Origin of the sequence: Bradyrhizobium sp. BR 1433 (genome assembly GCF_051547665.1) — a bacterium.
Taxonomy (GTDB): Bacteria; Pseudomonadota; Alphaproteobacteria; order Rhizobiales; family Xanthobacteraceae; genus Bradyrhizobium; species Bradyrhizobium australafricanum.
In genome coordinates, this window is record NZ_JBPUGG010000001.1 from 5479416 (window position 1) to 5496303 (window position 16888).

The 16888-nt window shown below is 65.1% G+C and carries 10 protein-coding genes and 4 pseudogenes; 6 read left to right on the forward strand and 8 right to left on the reverse strand.

Going from position 1 to position 16888, the window contains the following annotated elements:
- Positions 1 to 51: 51 nt before the first annotated feature.
- From ACSKB9_RS26390 to ACSKB9_RS26405, 4 genes and pseudogenes are all read right to left on the reverse strand, one after another.
- Positions 52 to 771, reverse strand: a complete 720-nt coding sequence (locus tag ACSKB9_RS26390; RefSeq protein ID WP_438076754.1) for a phospholipase D-like domain-containing protein — start codon at positions 769 to 771, stop codon at positions 52 to 54.
- A 103-nt stretch (positions 772 to 874) separates the two neighbouring features.
- Positions 875 to 1735, reverse strand: a pseudogene (locus ACSKB9_RS26395) (phospholipase D-like domain-containing protein); the annotation flags it as partial.
- Positions 1736 to 1966: 231 nt separating this feature from the next.
- A complete protein-coding gene (locus tag ACSKB9_RS26400) occupies positions 1967 to 3553 on the reverse strand; it encodes a phospholipase effector Tle1 domain-containing protein (RefSeq protein ID WP_438080405.1) in 1587 nt (528 codons plus the stop codon).
- A gap of 142 nt (positions 3554 to 3695) precedes the next feature.
- Positions 3696 to 4235 (reverse strand): annotated as a pseudogene (locus ACSKB9_RS26405) (phospholipase effector Tle1 domain-containing protein); the annotation flags it as partial.
- A 220-nt stretch (positions 4236 to 4455) separates the two neighbouring features.
- Between ACSKB9_RS26405 and ACSKB9_RS26410 the strand changes: the two are divergent.
- Complete coding sequence (locus ACSKB9_RS26410) at positions 4456 to 4875, forward strand: hypothetical protein (protein ID WP_028336188.1); 420 nt, start codon at positions 4456 to 4458, stop codon at positions 4873 to 4875.
- 162 nt (positions 4876 to 5037) lie between these two features.
- Here ACSKB9_RS26410 and ACSKB9_RS26415 read toward each other — a convergent pair.
- A pseudogene (locus ACSKB9_RS26415) lies at positions 5038 to 6217 on the reverse strand (ABC transporter substrate-binding protein).
- Between the two features lie 151 nt (positions 6218 to 6368).
- Between ACSKB9_RS26415 and ACSKB9_RS26420 the strand changes: the two are divergent.
- Positions 6369 to 6608: pseudogene (locus ACSKB9_RS26420) on the forward strand (winged helix-turn-helix domain-containing protein); the annotation flags it as partial.
- 204 nt (positions 6609 to 6812) lie between these two features.
- On the opposite strand, the gene ACSKB9_RS26425 reads toward ACSKB9_RS26420, so the two are convergent.
- Entirely contained in the window at positions 6813 to 7910 is a 1098-nt protein-coding gene (locus ACSKB9_RS26425; protein WP_438076756.1) for a TetR/AcrR family transcriptional regulator, read from the reverse strand.
- Between the two features lie 150 nt (positions 7911 to 8060).
- Between ACSKB9_RS26425 and ACSKB9_RS26430 the strand changes: the two genes are divergently transcribed.
- From ACSKB9_RS26430 to ACSKB9_RS26445, 4 genes are all read left to right on the forward strand, one after another.
- A complete protein-coding gene (locus ACSKB9_RS26430) occupies positions 8061 to 8318 on the forward strand; it encodes a hypothetical protein (protein ID WP_092083143.1) in 258 nt (85 codons plus the stop codon).
- A 287-nt stretch (positions 8319 to 8605) separates the two neighbouring features.
- Complete coding sequence (locus ACSKB9_RS26435) at positions 8606 to 12076, forward strand: acyl-[ACP]--phospholipid O-acyltransferase (protein WP_438076758.1); 3471 nt, start codon at positions 8606 to 8608, stop codon at positions 12074 to 12076.
- Positions 12077 to 12151: 75 nt separating this feature from the next.
- Entirely contained in the window at positions 12152 to 13927 is a 1776-nt protein-coding gene (locus ACSKB9_RS26440; RefSeq protein ID WP_438076760.1) for an NAD(P)-binding domain-containing protein, read from the forward strand.
- Between the two features lie 29 nt (positions 13928 to 13956).
- The gene (locus ACSKB9_RS26445) at positions 13957 to 14919 is read left to right on the forward strand and encodes an alpha/beta hydrolase (protein WP_438076762.1); all 963 of its coding nucleotides are present in this window, start codon (positions 13957 to 13959) and stop codon (positions 14917 to 14919) included.
- Between the two features lie 201 nt (positions 14920 to 15120).
- Here the strand turns inward: ACSKB9_RS26445 and ACSKB9_RS26450 are convergent, their stop codons facing one another.
- Together ACSKB9_RS26450 and ACSKB9_RS26455 are read right to left on the reverse strand one after the other, a co-directional pair.
- On the reverse strand, positions 15121 to 16326 hold the full coding sequence (locus tag ACSKB9_RS26450) for an ABC transporter substrate-binding protein (protein ID WP_438076764.1): 1206 nt from the start codon (positions 16324 to 16326) through the stop codon (positions 15121 to 15123).
- Positions 16327 to 16646: 320 nt separating this feature from the next.
- Complete coding sequence (locus ACSKB9_RS26455) at positions 16647 to 16874, reverse strand: hypothetical protein (protein WP_028336196.1); 228 nt, start codon at positions 16872 to 16874, stop codon at positions 16647 to 16649.
- Positions 16875 to 16888: the final 14 nt, after the last annotated feature.

Here is a 16888-nt window from a genome sequence, read left to right on the forward strand (position 1 = left end):
TAACAAGGGGCAGCGGTAACGCCGCCCCTTGTTCATGACGGATCGCCGGCGTCAGGCGGTGCCGAGCCAGAACCGCGTTTCGGTTTCCGCCCAGCCCTTGCCGATGCGGTTGCTCAGCCAGGTGTCGCTGCGCTTCAGGCCCTTGTCCTTCTGGCCCTCCGGCGTGTTGCGCCAGGCCTGCCAGCGATACTGGCCGTAGATGCTGACGATGCGCGCCGCATAGGTCAGCGCCAGCTGCGAATCGCCCCTGATGATGACGAGGTTGTCGTCGTTCTTGGTGCTGGCGCGGTCGGAGAAATTGTGCGAGCCGGTCATGACCACCGGGTTCTTGCCGGCCGGATCCAGCACGATCATCTTGCTGTGTACGGCGATCATGAATTTGCCGGTGTTCTTGATCTCGTGCTCCCACCAGTCCGCGGTCTTGTCGATGCCGGCGGGCCGGATCACGTCGGCGATCTGCTTGCCCTTGAAGACCTGCTGCTGTCCGTCGCCGGCCAGGAGCTGCAGCTGATCCTTCGGGCTGTCCTTGCCCTGCGCCGGGAAATTGTTGAGCACCCCGCGCACATAAAGCTTCTTGTCCTGCGCCTTCTCCAGGATCGGGCCGAGCAGGCCCTTGTTGCCGGGATTGAGCATCAGGCACACCGCGCCATGCTCGGTGTCCTCGATCATCTTGGTGGCTTCCTTGAGGTCGCCGCTCCTGGTGGTGGGCGTGAACCAGACGCTGAGCTTCGACATGCCGATGGTGAAGGGCCATTCGTGATCGCCGGCCACGGCCAGCGCCTTCGGCGAACTTGCTGCCGTCGGCGTAGATCGCTTTCCAATGGTCGTGATAGGCCGCCGCGACCTTGTCGTCGGTGATCTCGAGCCCGTTGTTGTTCTGGGTGCACAGTCCGGTCTGGGTCCAGTTGGTGCTGCCGGTCCAGACCACCTTCGGCTTCTGCGCGCCGTCGCAGAACACCGCGAACTTGTTGTGGGCGTAACGGCTCGGCGCGATCTTGCGGCGAACGATGTCGACGCCGGCCTTCTTCAGCACGCCGGCGTTCTTTTCGGTGTCCTTGGCGGTGGCGTCGGGCTTGCCTGTGCTGTTGCCGAGCACGACGTGCGCCTTGCCCTTCATCGCGGTCAGCGCGGCGATCAGCTCAGGGTCGTTGAGCTCGTAGAGCGCGAGATAGACGTCGCGCTTGCTCTTCTTTGCATCGGCCAACAGCGCCAGCAGGCGGGCGCCGAGCTGGCCCTTGAGGAAGTCGCGGATCTTGTTGCCCTTGGTCGAGATCGCCTTCTCCAGGGTTTGCGCCGGCTTCTTGTCCTTGCCGATCGCGCGCGACAGCCATTGCGCCGAGATCGTGCCGCGGTTGAACCACGGCTTGAGCGGGCCCGTCGGCATGGCGGAGACGTATTCGGTCCATGTCGCTGGCGCACTGTAGGCGGGCTTCACCTTGGCGGCGCCGTCCTTGAGAACCGGAACGACGCCATAGCGGACCGGCGCGTCGGTTGGCGCCAGGAAATCGGTCCAGTTCGTCTTCTGCACCGGCCATTCGGTGCTCGGCCGATGTTCGCCCGGCTTGTGATCCTGCGCCTGGTCCTCGAACCCGACCCAGGTGTCGACCACGGTTGCACTTTTGCCCTGCTGCTGACGATACAGCGCAAAGCCGAGGCAGTCCGGGATCATTGCCGCGACCTCCCAGACCACGAAGATGCCGTCGGTGGTCGGGAACGCCTGAATTGTGGAAATCATGGTGATGCCTCCAAATCGCGGCTGAGAAATATCCGGTCGACATGAACCTGGCGCGTCAACGTCGCCCGGCGATCCCTGAAGTCGCGTCGGATCGTTCCGGGCGTCGGGGCAGCTGATCTAGCAAGGAGAGTATGCCAGACAATCTACAACCTGGTCTGTCGGCAGGATCACAGATCGGTCACGTCGTGCGCACCCGTTGGGCCGCGATGCTGTGGGCCCGATCGCGGCTTCCTACAGCAACCGCACCGTGACCTTCGCCTTGCCCTTATGGTCGCCGTAGAACCATCCGCAGACCCAGGGCAGGCTGATGACGGCCTGGTTGACGTAGAGGAAGATCTCGCCGCTGCGATCGGCGGTGAAACGCGCCTTGTAGACCTGCGGGTCGGTGTTCGACACCGGCAGGGAGTCGAGAAAATACTCGTCGACGCCGGTCTCTCCGACCCGTGCGATCAGCCTGAACCATGGCCGGAACAGGATCCGCCGCAGGAAGATCGCGAAATAGCCGCGCAACTGCTTTGTGCCTTCGATGGTCGAGGTCCGGTATCCGATCGGCGTCACCGCGCGGCCGGCGTCCTCCCATGGCTCCGACATCGTGATCGCGATCTCGTATTTGAACCCGGTGCGGACCTTGAGGCCGGTCGGCGCGCAGATGGCGCCGGTGTCGAAGTCGGCGGCATCCTGCGGGATGCCCTTGTCGACGGCGACAAGCTTGTCCGTTGCAGTGCCCTTGCAGAATGCCCCCGTCGAATCGGCGAGATTGAACAGGAAGTGGCTGACCAGCGTCGCGCTGAACCAGACCAGCAGGGCCGTGAGCAGGAAAGGGACGACATGCCGCTTTCCGACATTGAGAATCCACTGATAGACCGCGCTGGTACGGAATCGATAGATCGCATCGTGCATGAACCCGGAGAGTGGCGTCGGCTTCGCGCGGTCACGCCAGATGATCCGCATCCTGTCCCGGATCGTCGCGCTGAGCGAACTGCCGGCGCCCATCAGCACGATGACAGCGAGGATGCCGCCGGCGAACCATTCCGGGTTGCCGGCGTACCAATCGGTCCACCAATGAAAGGAATCGGGCAGGAATGATTGAACGAAGCGCACCAGCTCCGAAATCATCCTGACATAGGAGCTGAATTCGCGCTCCTTGTGCTGGTTGTGGAACAGCCAGAACGCGGCCAGATGCAGCGACGCCGCCAGCGTGGCGAAGTAGGCGATCCGCCGCAGCCAGACGTAGTTCCACAGCTTCTCCTGCGCGGCATAGCGCGCCGGTGCGCCCGCGGGCGTCTCAAACGTATTGGCGCCGAGCGGGGTGACCTGGCCGCTGCGCGAGACGACCACGTAGTTCGGCGGAAGTCCGATCGGGGCATAGGCATTGGCGCCGCTGTCGATCCGCTCGAACACGCTCTCGTGGATCTTCGGCATCGGCACGCTGACGCCGGCATAGGGATCGTTGCAGAGGTCGGCGACCTTGCGCGGACCGTACCGGTAGTACGCGCCGAGGCCCGCCCGCGAATCGTAGAGGCGGCCATCCTTGTCTTCGGACGACTTGATTGACTTGATCGCGTCAGGGTCGGCGATCGGTGCGCTCTTGAATGCGAGGCCGCGCTTGACGGCTTCGTCGACCAGCCAGGCCAGCGGCACGAATGCGACAGCGTCGTCCGGATAGCCGCCGCCGACATTGGCGTGCATGCCGACGAACCAGACCTGGACGAGGCGCTCGCCATCGATGCTGGTCGGCACGGCCGGTGCGGGCTGCCCCGGCTCTTGCTCGGTCCAGAGCACCGGATGAAAGGTCGTGCGCTCGTCGTCGAGCGCCAGCGCGTGTCGCGCGCACTTGACCTTCGGGCTTGAGAATCCGGTTCGGTAGTTCGAGCGGCCACACCCAGTTGGAGATGCCGCGCGTCATCTCGTCGATCGGCAGGCCATAGGCCGCGACGGTATCCCAGATGCCGATGAACTCGATCGCCGGCACCGGCTTCCGCGCGATCCTTGCATACGGCTTGTTGCCTCGAAGGCGATCCCACAGCGGCACAAGAACATAGTCACGCAGCGCGCGGAACAGCACCTCGATGCGCCAGATCGAGTGGTAGCCCTCGGCCCGGTATGCGCGATAGGCCTTCACCGCGCCGTCGTGCAACTCGGATTCGGTGTCCGCGACGATCAAGCCCTGATCGAGGATGAGCGCGGCAAGCGTGCGCACGGTGAACGCGCCGCGGCTGAATCCGAACAGGTAGACCTTCGAATCGTTCGCGTGGTCGTAGTTCCGGCAGATGAACTTGTAGGCGTCGAGGATATTGCGCTTGAGACCGTAGCCGAAGGCGCCGCCGAGGATTGCCAGCGGAATGAATTTCGACGTGCCGACGCCGTCATCATACTTGGCGGCCTGCGTATTGCCCTGCAAATCGAGCGACTGGAAGATCCGCCAGACATTGGTGCGCCAGACGCTGGAAGCGGCGTTGCCGGTGCCATCGGACAGAATAATGATCTTCGGACTCGGCATTGAAAGACGCTCGCTGAAACGAATGAAGCGGATGGCGCAGCGTAGCAGGGACCGGATCGTTTGCTACCTTTGATCGCTCTTTAATCATTCCATGCCGCGATAGGTGTGAACTAGCGCACAAAGCGTCACGTGGTCGCGGCCATGTGAGAGGTGACCGCTTTCGCGTTGCTGCGAAAAGGCCTAGCCTAATAGCGGCGCAATTCATTGATGAGGCACAGCCATGCGCAGCCACGTCAGAAAATTTGCCCACGTCCTTGAGCGCTTCGGCCTTGCTTTGGCGGGAGCCGCAAGCGGTCTGTTTGTCGCCATCCATGTCGGCTCGAGCGTCTCGGCGCTGACCTCGCAGGCGTTCCTGCTCGTCATGATGCTGGGCGGAGCGATCGGCTTCTATCTCGGCATCGATACGCCGCCCAAGCTGTTCCATCCGAAGGATTCGGCCTCGATGCGCAAGATCGACGCGGCGGAGCTGCTCGGCGCGATCGGGACCTTCCTCGCGACGATGGTTGCGTTCTTCTCGGTTGGCGTCGTCGTGCTGCGCAGCGAGCCGGACATCGGCTGGACCGCGGCCATCATGGCGGGCTGGGTGCTCGGCGTTGCCATGCAGATCGTCGGCGGCACGATTGCGCGGGCGCGCGCCTGAAGCGTCGGAGTGGCGTTGGACGAGGCTGGTTTGCTGGCTCGGGATCGGTCGTGTTGCAGGGGGGATGGTCTGAACGCAAGTCCTGTGTCGGCCGTCACCCGCTATGCCGGGACACCGCAAAGGCCTACGCGCCAAGCCGGATCAGCTGCTACTGCGCCTCCCTCATCGGTTCGCGACCTTGGTGGGGTCCTTGACCGCCTTGAACGTCTCCTGCTCGACGCTGTAGAGCTCGCCGCCGACCTTCTCGACCCTGCGAATGTAGATGTCGTGGACGACTTCGCGCGTCTTCGGGTCGATCGACATCGGGCCGCGCGGGCTTTCCCAGGCCATACCCTTCATGGCTTCGACCAGCGCATCGCCATTGGTCTTGCCGCCGGTCACCTTCAGCGCCTCGTAGATCAGATGCATGCCGTCATAGGCGCTGACGCTGATGAAGTTCGGTCGAACATTCGCGTTGGCCTTGCGAAACGCCGCGACATAGTCGCGGTTCAGGTCGGATGGATGCGCGGCGGAGTAGAACCCCGCCGTGATCATGCCGATCATCGCATCGCTCATGCCCGGCAGGTCCTCGTCGTCGGCGATGTCGCCGGGGCCGATCAGCTTGATCCCGCTCTTGTCGAGCCCACGCTCGAACAAACTGCTTGGCCAGGATACCGGCCTGGCTCGTCGGGACAAAAATGAACAGGGTGTCGGGATTGCCATCCCACGCGCGCTGCAGGAACGGCGCGAAATCGGGGTTGGCCAGCGGCACTTTCAGCGCTTCGACGATCGTTCCGCCGGCCACGGTGAAGCTCGCCGAAAATACGCCGGCGGCTTCGCGCCCGGGTGCCCAGTCGGACGCTATGATGGTGGCCCGTTTCGATCCGTTCCGCGCCGCCCAATCCGCCAGCACGCTGGCCTGCTGCGCGTGCGTCCAGCTGGTGCGCACGAAGTAAGGCGACCGTTCGGTCACGATCGACGTGCCCGATACCATGACGACGGTCGCCGTCTTGCTCTCATTGGCAAGCGGCGCGAGCGCCAGCACGCTCGGCGTCAACCCGCCGCCGAGGATCGCGACCTCGTCGTTGACGATCAGCTCCTGCGCAATGCGCTTGGCATTGTCGGGCAGGCTGGCATCGTCCCGGACGATCAATTCGATCTTGCGGCCGGCGACCATGTCGCCGTGCTGCGCCATGTAGAGCCGCGCCCCGGCGACCGCCTGCTCGCCGACCGGCCCCAGAACGCCGGTCAATGGCATCACCAGCCCGACCCTTACGACGTCCTGCGCCTGGGTGGGTCCCGGTCGCACCGCCGCAAGCGCCAGAACGGCCCCGACCAACATGGCAAACCGGGTACTCGACATGGCCAACCTCCCGCGAGCCCGGAGATGATGCCGGGCCGGTTCGCGACTATCGGCTTCGCGCCAGGGAAGTCCTGATGAAGAAGTGACAGAACGGCGAATTTCCTGCTAAATTTTCCCGATTGGTGCCGTCTGTGGGCATGGAGTGACCTCTATGGACCCGGCGACTGATTCCGTTTTGATATTTGATTCCTTTGAGCTTGATCTCGCCCGCGGCGTAGCCCGCGTGGATGGTGTCGATCTCGATCTCAGGCCGAAATCATTCGCGGTGCTCGGCTATCTCGCCAGCAATGCCGGACGGCTGGCATCCAAGCAGGATCTGCACGAGGCGGTCTGGGGTAACGTCGCGGTTTCCGACGACTCGCTCGTCCAGTGCATCCGCGAGCTGCGCCTGAAGCTGCGCGATGATGACCACCGCATCATCAAGACGGTGTCTCGCCGCGGCTATCGTCTCGATGCCAGGCCGCTGCCGCCGCCGCACGATCATGGATCGCAGAACGTCTCGCGCCGAACGTCCGCTCCACGCGGTATCGCAGCACGCTTGGCCGCGCTTCCCCGATGGTCGCTGATCGCCGGCCTGTCGGTGATCGCCTTCGCATCATTCGCATCCGTGCCGCCGCTCGCCAACGGGATGTGGCATCCTCTGGCCGAATTGGCGCACTGGCTTGTGCCGCAGGATCACGGCATCGTGCCGGAGCAGGATGTCGAGCGGATCACCGCGCTGGCCGCCGAGAAGCAGCTGCCGCTTCCCGCCTATCGCGTTCGCGCGCCGGCAAGTGACGTACCGGACAATGTCCGCCGCTTTCTCGGCGTGTGGGTGAGCGCCGAGGGATGGATCAACTCGCACCGCCAATTCATGATGATCGTCACCAATGTCGATCGGGACGGTGTCGCGACCGGCTATCTCGTGAACGGCCCGGCGATGCCGCACAGCCGTGTACCCGGGCCCGGCTTTTCCGGCGGCTTCACCGGATATGTCCTCGACGACGTCTTGCGCTATGACGGCAATACCGGACTGCACTCCGCCTCCATCACCGCGGATGGACGGATCGAGTTCAAGCTCGTCTTCCGCGAGGGAGGTACCGGTGTCGCGTTCCTCGAACCGCTCTGGACCCTTGCCCACCCGGGCCGCATTGCACGCAGTCAAACCTGATCGAGACGCACCCGGTGTGATTACGTGCGCCGCGAAACACCGAGCCCCGCCAGATGCGTGTCGAACGAACTGCGCGAGCCGCTCGCGCAGCATCTCGGGCGGGACGGCGACCATGCGCTCCTCGAGGCCGAGTGAGATGATGCCGTGGACCGCGGAGAACATCGTCCGCGACAGCAGCGCGACGTCGCCGGGATCGCGATCGGGCAGCAACCGGAGCAGCGGCGCATGCATCAGCGCGAACGCGTCCATCACCATCGTGAGGATGTCTTCCGGAAACGGCCGATCGTCCTCCATCCGGTGCTCGAACAGCGAGCGCAGCAGATTGGCGTGCTCGGTGGCGAAGCCGAGATAGGCGTCGGCAAGTCCGTGTAGCTGGCGCAGGGGATCGTCGGCCGGGACCGCCTTGAGGCGTGTGGTCAGGGCGTGAACGGTCTCCCGGTTCACGGTCAGGATCAACCCGTCGAAGTCGCCGAACTCATTATAGACACTGCCGATGGAGCAGCCGGCGGCCTCGGCGACATCGCGAACCTTGAGTGATTTCAAGCCTTTAGTGGCGATTGACCGACCCGCGATCTCGATCAGCAGGGCCCGCCGCTGAAGCTTTTTCGGTCTCGTCGCGATTCTTCTTGAACAATGTTCATTTTAATACTACTAATTTGAGCGTTGCTCAAGTTGGCATAGGAGGTCACTCAGATGCAGACCCTAGCACTTCAATTGACCACCACCCTTGTCGATGACGCGATCGAGCTCGTGAAGGGCTTCGGCCGCGCCGTCCTCAATCTGGCGACCGCGCCGATCGAGCGGATTGCCCGCGCCTGCGACGTCGCAGGCGTCCTGGAGCAGCGGCGCGCGGATCGGCGCGCGCCGCGCCAGGCGGCTGCGAGCGGAGGCCGCTGCAAGCCGCGCAACTGCCGATGGTCACCGTTCGGCGGCTTGAGTGAACTGACCTGAAGCACGCGGGCCGCAATTGTCGGCGAAACCTCAACAAAGCGCTCACCATGTCCCCTGCGAGCCCGTCCGGCGTCGATCAACCCCAGGTCTGGATAAGGTCTCGTACATCTCTGGCGGGCAATGTCGCGACGTCCCGGTGCGACCGATTTTGCGCGCCTTCGAACCGATACGTTGCGGAAAAGACTAAAGGCTGCAGCATCCCCGTCATTTTCTCCACGCTCACCATTCTCTGCCACCCGAATTCGCAGGCCTGCCAGCGCCGTGCGCGCTAACCCAAGGAACCGGTCATGATCAAGGAATTGATGACGTCCCGACGCTTCGCGCCGCTGTTCTGGTCGCAGTTTTGCTCGGCGTTGAACGACAACGTGCTGAAGAACGCGCTCGTCATCATGCTGCTGTATGGCGTCGCCAACGAGCAGGGGCCGGCGCTGGTCCAGCTCGCGGGGGCGGTGTTCATCGCGCCGTTCTTCGTGCTCTCGGCGCTCGGTGGCGAGCTCGCCGACCGCTACATCAAATCCGTCGTCGCCCGCCGGCTGAAGTTCTTCGAGATCTTCGCCGCGGCGTTTGCCGCCGCCGGCTTCTTCACCCATTCGATCCCGCTGCTGTTCATCGCGCTGGCGCTGTTCGGCATCGTCGCCGCGCTGTTCGGCCCGGTGAAATATGCCGTTCTGCCCGACCAGCTGTTGGTGTCCGAACTCGCGACCGGCAACGCGCTGGTCGAGGGCGCAACCTTCATGGCGATCCTGATCGGCACCATCGCGGGCGGCATGTTCGTCGCCGGCGCCAGCCACATGGGCTGGATCTGTGCCGCCGTGGTCGGCCTGTCGGTGCTGTCCTGGGCATTTGCCTCGCGCATCCCGGTGACGCAGCCGTCCGCACCGGATCTGCCGATCACCAAAAATCCCTGGACCTCGACCGTGCGCCTGTTGAAGTCGCTCTATGCCGAGCCGCGGCTGTGGGACGGCATGGTGATCGTGTCCTGGTTCTGGATGGTCGGCGCGATCGTGTTGTCGCTGCTGCCCGCACTGATCAAGGAAGGCGTCGGCGGCACCGAGGGCGTGGTCACGCTGTGCCTCGCCGTGTTCGCGATCGGCATCGCCGCCGGCTCGCTGTTCGCCGCGCAGCTGAGCCATGTCCGCCCGAACCTCGCGTTGGTGCCGATCGGCGCCATCGTGATGGGCGTGGTCGGCCTCGACCTCGCCTGGGCGATCGCCACCACCTCGCTCGGCAAGGACGTCACCGCGGTCGCGTTCGCGACCTCGTTCGGCGGCTTCCGCATGCTGGCCGACTTCTTCCTGTTCGCCTTCGGCGGCGGCCTGTTCGTGGTGCCGTCGTTCGCTGCCGTGCAGGCCTGGACCGCGCCGTCCGAGCGCGCCCGCATCATCGCCGCAGGCAACATTTTGCAGGCCGGCTTCATGGTCGCCGGCGCGGTGTTCGTCGGCGCCCTGCAATATATCGGCCTGCCGATCGCCTGGATTTTCTTCGGCCTCGCCGTCGCGAGCTTCGGCACCGTCTGGTTCGTGCTGAGCAAGTGGGGCAAGGAGGGCGTGCGCGACTTCGGCGCGCTGCTGTTCCGGGCGCTGTTCCGTGTCGAGGTGCGTGGCATGGAGAACCTGCCGCCATCGGGCACGCGGATGCTGATCGCGCCCAACCATGTCAGCCTGGTCGATGGCCCGCTGCTGCACGCCACCTTGCCGATCGATGCGAGCTTCGCGGTCGACACCGGCATCTCCAAGGCGTGGTGGGCCAAGCCGTTCCTGAAGATGATCAAGCACTACACGATGGACCCGACCAAGCCGCTGGCCGCGCGCGACCTGATCAAGCTGGTCGCCGCCGGCGAGCCGGTGGTGATCTTCCCGGAAGGGCGCATCACGGTCTCGGGTTCGTTGATGAAGGTCTATGACGGCACCGCGATGATCGCCGACAAGGCCGATGCGGTCGTCGTCCCGGTCCGCATCGAGGGCGCGCAGCGTTCGCATCTCAGCTATCTCAAGAATGGCGAGATCAAGCGCTCCTGGTTCCCCAAGGTGACGATCTCGATCCTGCCGCCGGTGAAGCTGCCGGTCGACCAGTCGCTGAAGGGCAAGGCGCGCCGCAATGCCGCCGGCGCCGCGCTGCAGGACGTGATGATCAACGCCATGGTCCAGAACGCGATGCTCGACCACACGCTGTTCGAGGGCCTCGGCCACGCCTATCGCGACCGCGATACCGGCAAGCCGATCATCGAGGACGCGCTCGGCACCAAGCTGACCTATCGCAAGCTGATCCTCGGCGCCCAGGTGCTGAGCCGCAAGCTCGAGCAGGGCACCGCGGTCGGCGAGAATGTCGGGGTGCTGCTGCCGAACTCGGCCGGCGTCGCCGTCGTGTTCATGGCACTGCAGACCATCGGCCGCGTGCCGGCGATGCTCAACTTCTCGGCAGGTCCAGTCAATGTGCTGGCGGCGATGAAGGCGGCGCAGGTGAAGACCGTGCTGACCTCGCAGGCCTTCATCGAGAAGGGCAAGCTCGACAAGCTGATCGCGGCGCTCGCCGGCCAGGCGCGCGTCGTCTATCTCGAGGATGTCAGGGCCGGCATCGGCCTCGCCGACAAGGTCGCGGGCTTCCGCGCCGGCATCGCGCCGCGCGTCGCCCGCAAGGCCAACGATCCCGCGGTCATCCTGTTTACCTCGGGCTCGGAAGGCACACCGAAGGGCGTCGTGCTGTCCCATCGCAACATCCTCGCCAACGCGGCGCAGGCGCTGGCACGGGTCGATGCCAATGCCAACGACAAGGTGTTCAACGTGCTGCCGGTGTTCCACTCGTTTGGTTTGACCGGCGGCATGATGATGCCGATCCTCGGCGGCATCCCGATCTTCATGTATCCGTCGCCGCTGCATTACCGCATCGTGCCCGAGCTGATCTACCAGACCGGCGCGACGATCCTGTTCGGCACCGACACCTTCCTCACCGGCTATGCCCGCTCGGCGCATGCCTATGACTTCCGCACGCTGCGGCTCGTCATCGCCGGTGCGGAGGCGGTGAAGGAGCGCACGCGGCAGATCTACATGGAGCGCTACGGCATCCGCATCCTCGAGGGCTACGGCGTCACCGAGACCGCGCCGGTGCTGGCGATGAACACGCCGATGGCCAACCGTCAGGGCACCGTCGGCCGGATCTCGCCGCTGATGCAGTACCGTCTCGATCCGGTCCCCGGCATCGAGGAAGGCGGCCGCCTGTCGGTGAAGGGCCCGAACGTGATGCTCGGCTATCTCCGTGCCGAGAATCCCGGCGTGCTCGAGCCGCTGCCCGAGGGCTGGCACGACACCGGCGACATCGTCACGGTCGACGCGCAGGGCTTCATCGCGATCAAGGGTCGTGCCAAGCGCTTCGCCAAGATCGCCGGCGAGATGGTCTCGCTGTCGGCGGTGGAGGCGATCGCGGCTGCGATCTGGCCGCAGGCCATGTCGGTTGCGGTCACGCTGCCCGATCAGCGCAAGGGCGAACGCATCGTGCTGCTCACTACGCAGAAGGACGCCGACCGCGCCGCGATGCAGCGCCAGGCCAAGAGCGTCGGCGCCTCCGAGCTCGCGGTGCCGGCCGATATCCGCGTCATCGACAAGGTGCCGCTGCTCGGCACCGGCAAGACCGACTATGTCGGTGCCACTGCATTGGCCAAGGAAATAGCAGCGGAACTCGCCGCGGCGCCCGCGCCGCAGGCCGAGCCCGCCGGCGATGAGGGCGAGGCCGAGCCCGCGCAGCTGGCGCAACACGTTGCATGAGGCTTGGCATGATGGTTGTGCTTTTCGGGAGCATGTTGTCAGATCGACGGCAACTGCTCCCGAGAAAGCACGATCATGCTGGACAAACTGAACCCGGCTACGGAGGATGCGCCTGAACTTGCCGCCGAGCGATGGATCGGCGCGCTGGATGCGGCGCTCGCGAGCCGCTCCATGGAGGCTCTATCCGCATTGCTTGCGCCGGAGAGCCACTGGCGCAATATCTTCGGCATCTCCTGGCAATTTGCGACCTTCAGCGGGCGGCAGTGCGTCGTTGCCGAACTGCTGACGCGCGCTGAAGCGGTCGGCGCGAGCGGATTTCGTCTCGATGACCGTGCCTTGATACCGCGGCGGGCCGTGGTGGCCGGACGCGAGACGATCGAGGCGGTCTTCACCTTCGACACGTCGAATGGTCCCGGCACCGGTGCGGTCCGCCTGCTGCATGAGAGGGGCGGAAATTCCGTGGCGTGGACGTTCTCCACGATGCTCGACTTCAACCGCATCTGCGAGGCGCGCGCCGATGGCGCCGCCGAGCAATCCCATGCGCGCGATTTCGCCGCACCCGACTGGCTGGAGCAGCGGCAGGCCTCGCGCGCCTATGCCGACCGCGAGCCCGATGTGCTGATCGTCGGCGGCGGCCATGCCGGCATCGCGGCCGCGGTCGAGTGCAAGCGGATCGGGCTCGATGCCCTGATCGTCGATCGCGAGCGGCGTATCGGCGACAATTGGCGGCTGCGGTATCGCGGCCTCAAGCTGCACAACAAGACGCCAGTCAATCTGTTTCGCTACCTGCCGTTCCCGCCGAGCTTTCCGGACTACATCCCGAAGGACAAGATCGCGAACTGGTTGGAAAGCTATGTCGACATCATGGAGCTCGACTTCTGGACCGAGACCTCGTTCGAAGGCGCGCGCTATGACGATACGACGCAACGCTGGACGGTGACACTGCAACGCAGCTGTGGCCCGCGTACGCTGCATCCGAAGCACGTCGTGCTTGCGACCAGCGTCAGCGGCACGCCGAACATTCCCAGGATCGACGGCATCGGGAATTTCGAAGGGAAGGTGCTGCACTCCAGCGCCTTCGCGGCCGGGCGCGAATGGGCCGGGCGTTCGGTCGTCGTGTTCGGCACCGGCACCAGTGCGCATGACATCTGCCAGGAGCTGCACGCCGCCGGCGCCGACGTCACCATGGTGCAGCGCAGCCCGACCATGGTGGTCAATGTCGAGCCGGCGCAGCTCTACGACAAGACATATCTCGGCGACGGCCCGCCGATCGAGGTGCGCGATATCCTCAATTCCGGCGTGCCGCTGCCGGTGATGAAGATCGCGCACAGGATCATCACCGACGAGGTGAAGCGGCTCGATGCGCCCTTGCTGTCGCGGCTGGAGCGCGCCGGCTTCCGGCTCGAGTTCGGCGAGGACGGCACCGGCTGGCCGCTGAAATTCCGCTCCCGCGGCGGCGGCTATTACTTCAATGTCGGCTGCTCCGAGCTGATCGCCAACGGCAAGATCCGCCTGATCCAGGCCGCCGACATCGCTGATATCACCGCCACCGGCCTTGCGCTGAAGGACGGCACGTCGCTCGGCGCCGAGCTGTTCGTGCTCGCCACCGGCTACAAGGGCCCGGACCATCTGGTCGGCAGGCTGTTCGGCGAGGACGTCGCCGAGCGCGTCGGCCGCGTCTGGGGCTTCGACGATGCGAGCCAGGAGCTGCGCAACATGTGGACGCGCACGCCGCAGCCCGGCCTCTGGTTCGCCGGCGGCGCGTTCTCGCAGGCCCGCATCTACAGCCGCTTCATCGCGCTGCAGATCGCAGCGATCGAGGCCGGCACGCTTTCCAAGCAACTCACCTGAACTCCACGCACTCGCACTGAAGGACTCCCATGCCGCTTCCGCTCGATCCCGTCATTGAGAAGATCATCCCGCTGCTGCCGCTGCGCGATCCCGAAACCATGACGCCGCAGAGCTGTCGCGATTCGCTCCGGGCGCTGGCGGAGGCGCGCAAGGCGGTGCCGCCGCCGCCGGTCGACGTGGCACGCGATATCGAGGTCGCTGGCGCCGCCGGCAAGCTCGGCGCGCGGCTCTATCGCAACGGCCGCGGCACGGCGCCGACCGTGATCTTCTTCCACGGCGGCGGCTGGGTCGCCGGCGATCTCGAGACGCATGATCGCCAGGCCCGCAACCTCGTGATCGACACCGGCGCTGTCGTGATCTCGGTCGATTACCGCCGCCCGCCGGAAACCCGCTTTCCCGGCGCGTTCGAGGATGCGTTCGCCGCGATCCGCGACGTGGTCGCGCGCATCGACGAATTCGGCGGCGATCTTTCCCGCGTCGGCGTCGCCGGCGATTCCGCCGGCGGCAATCTCGCCGCCACGTCAGCGCTGGCCTGCCGCGACGCCGGCATCAGGCTCGCCGGGCAATTGCTGGTCTATCCCGTCACCGATGTGGTCGGCAATTTTGCCGACGCGGCCGAGAACGCCAAATTTCCGTCGCGCGCCGAGAATGCGGACGGCTACTTCCTGACGCGGGCGACGATGCAGTGGTTCTGCGGGCACTATCTCGCCGACAAGGCTGAGGGCACGGACTGGCGCGTCTCGCCGCTGCGCGCGAAGAGCCTTGCCGGTGTGGCACCGGCGGTGGTCACCACAGCCTGGTTCGACCCGCTGCGCGACGAGGGCCATGCCTACGCCGAGGCGTTGCAGGCGGCCGGCGTGCCGGTCGCGTATCATTCCGGCGAGGGCCTGATTCACGGCTACTTTGGTCTTGGCGATGCCTCGGACGCCGCACGCGCCGAGGCGCAGCGCGCGCGGGCGGATTTTCGGGTGTTGCTGGAGCGGGGCGTCTAATCTCCGGTCGTCCCGGCCTTTGTAGGGCGGTCTAACCTCCCCGTCGTCCCGGCCAAGCGAAGCGCGAGCCGGGACCCATAACCACCGCAGCCTGTTGTTGCAGCGGGCTGCGGCCCCAGCGTCGCGCCACTCCATCCAGTCGGGGTAATGGGTCCCGGCCTTCGCCGGGACGACGACGTGGATGGATTTGCGTTCAACCCCTCAATCATTCCCGATCGTGTCGCCGAACAGCTGCCAGGTCTCGCCGTTGAACTTCTGCAGCCGCATCGCTTCGACCGGGAAATAGTCGGTCGGCGAGGTCTTCACCTTGATGCCGGGCAGGAACATCGGCAGCGCGATGTCGAGATTGGCGGCCTGCTTCATGATGTTCTCATGGGTGAGGTCGTCGCCGCATTGCTTCAGCACCTGCACCGTCGCCTCCGCCACCACATAGCCGTAGACGATCAGCTGGTCCTGCAGATTGCCGTCCGGAAAATACTTCTTCATGAAGTCCTGCCAGGCGATCACGTCCGGGTCCGCCTTCCATTGCGGATCGTTCGGATCCTTCAGCGAGTAGGACGAGATGATGTCCCTGGAGTATTCGAAGCCGGCCGGCTTCAGTACCGAGGACACCGAGGTCGAGGTCGCCGCGAGGAAGAACAAGTCCGGCTTCCAGCCGATCTCGCCGATCTTCTTGATCGCCTGCGCCGCCTGTTTGGGGATCGCGTGCATGAACAGCACGTTGGCGCCCGAGGATTTCAGCTTCACGATCTGGCTGTCGACCGTCGGATCGGTCGATTCATAGGTCGTCTCCGCCACCACCATCTTGGCGGTGTTTTCCGGCCCCAGCCCCTTCTTGAAGCCGTTGCCGTAATCCTTGCCGGCGTCGTCGTTCTGGTAGAACAGCGCGATCTTCGCGTCCGGCTTGTTGGTCAGCACATACTTGGCGTAGACCGCGGTCTCGGCCTGGTACGACGGCTGGAAGCCGATCGTCCACGGATAATGCGCGTAGTCGCCCCACAGCGTGGCGCCGGCGCCGACGAACAGTTGCGGCACCTTCTTGTCGTTGAGATATTTGCGCACGGCCAGGCCCGTCGGCGTGCCCAGCGGATTGAGAATCGCGGCGACCTCCTCCTGCTCCACCAGCTTGCGCGTCTGCTCCACCGTCTTCGGCGGCGAGTAGCCGTCGTCGAGCGTGATCAGGTTGATCTTGCGCCCGTTCACGCCGCCCTGGTCGTTGATCATCTTGAAGTAGGCGGCCTGCGTCTTCGCGATCACGCTGTAGGCCGACGCCGCGCCGGAGAATGGCGAGGTCTGTCCGAGCTTGATCTCGGTGTCGCTGGCGCCCGTGCCATATTTCTTCTCGGCGGCGTGTACCTGCGTCGCGAGCGCAAGCGCGACGGCTGCCGTGACGGCCTTCCAGATCATCGTGAGCCTCCCTGTGGCTTTTTTGTTTTGTTCGCGAGGGAGAGCTTACGCAGGTCGGGGGAGGTGGGCTTGTGGCGAGACGCCGGGGCAGGGATGCGAAAATGCGGCGGGGTGGCCAAATCGGCCAATGTGCGGTGGCCTGCCGTGGAGCGGAATGCCGCTTCCTTAACCTCGCCCCGCTTGCGGGAGAGGTCGGATCGCATGTAGCGTAGCGCAATGCGATCCGGGTGAGGGGGTACAGGTCTAACGGTGACCTAACGTGTGGAGAGAAGCCCCTCACCCTAACCCTCTCCCCGCAAGAGCGGGGCGAGGGAATAACTTTAGCGCACGCGCACGCTGCCGGTCGTGACCGGATCGGTCGGCAGCACGGTGGCGCCGGCTCTGCTGGCGGCGGCGGAGGTGATCATGCCGGGCTCGGCCGCGGCCTGCACATTGCGGGGCGGGTTGAATTCGAGGATGACGAGGGCGGCCGTGGCGAGCACCGCCACGGCGGCGGTTGCAATCGCAGGCACCAGTCTTCCGCGCGGATCGGCTGCGCGAACTTGCATCGAGCAATTCCTTT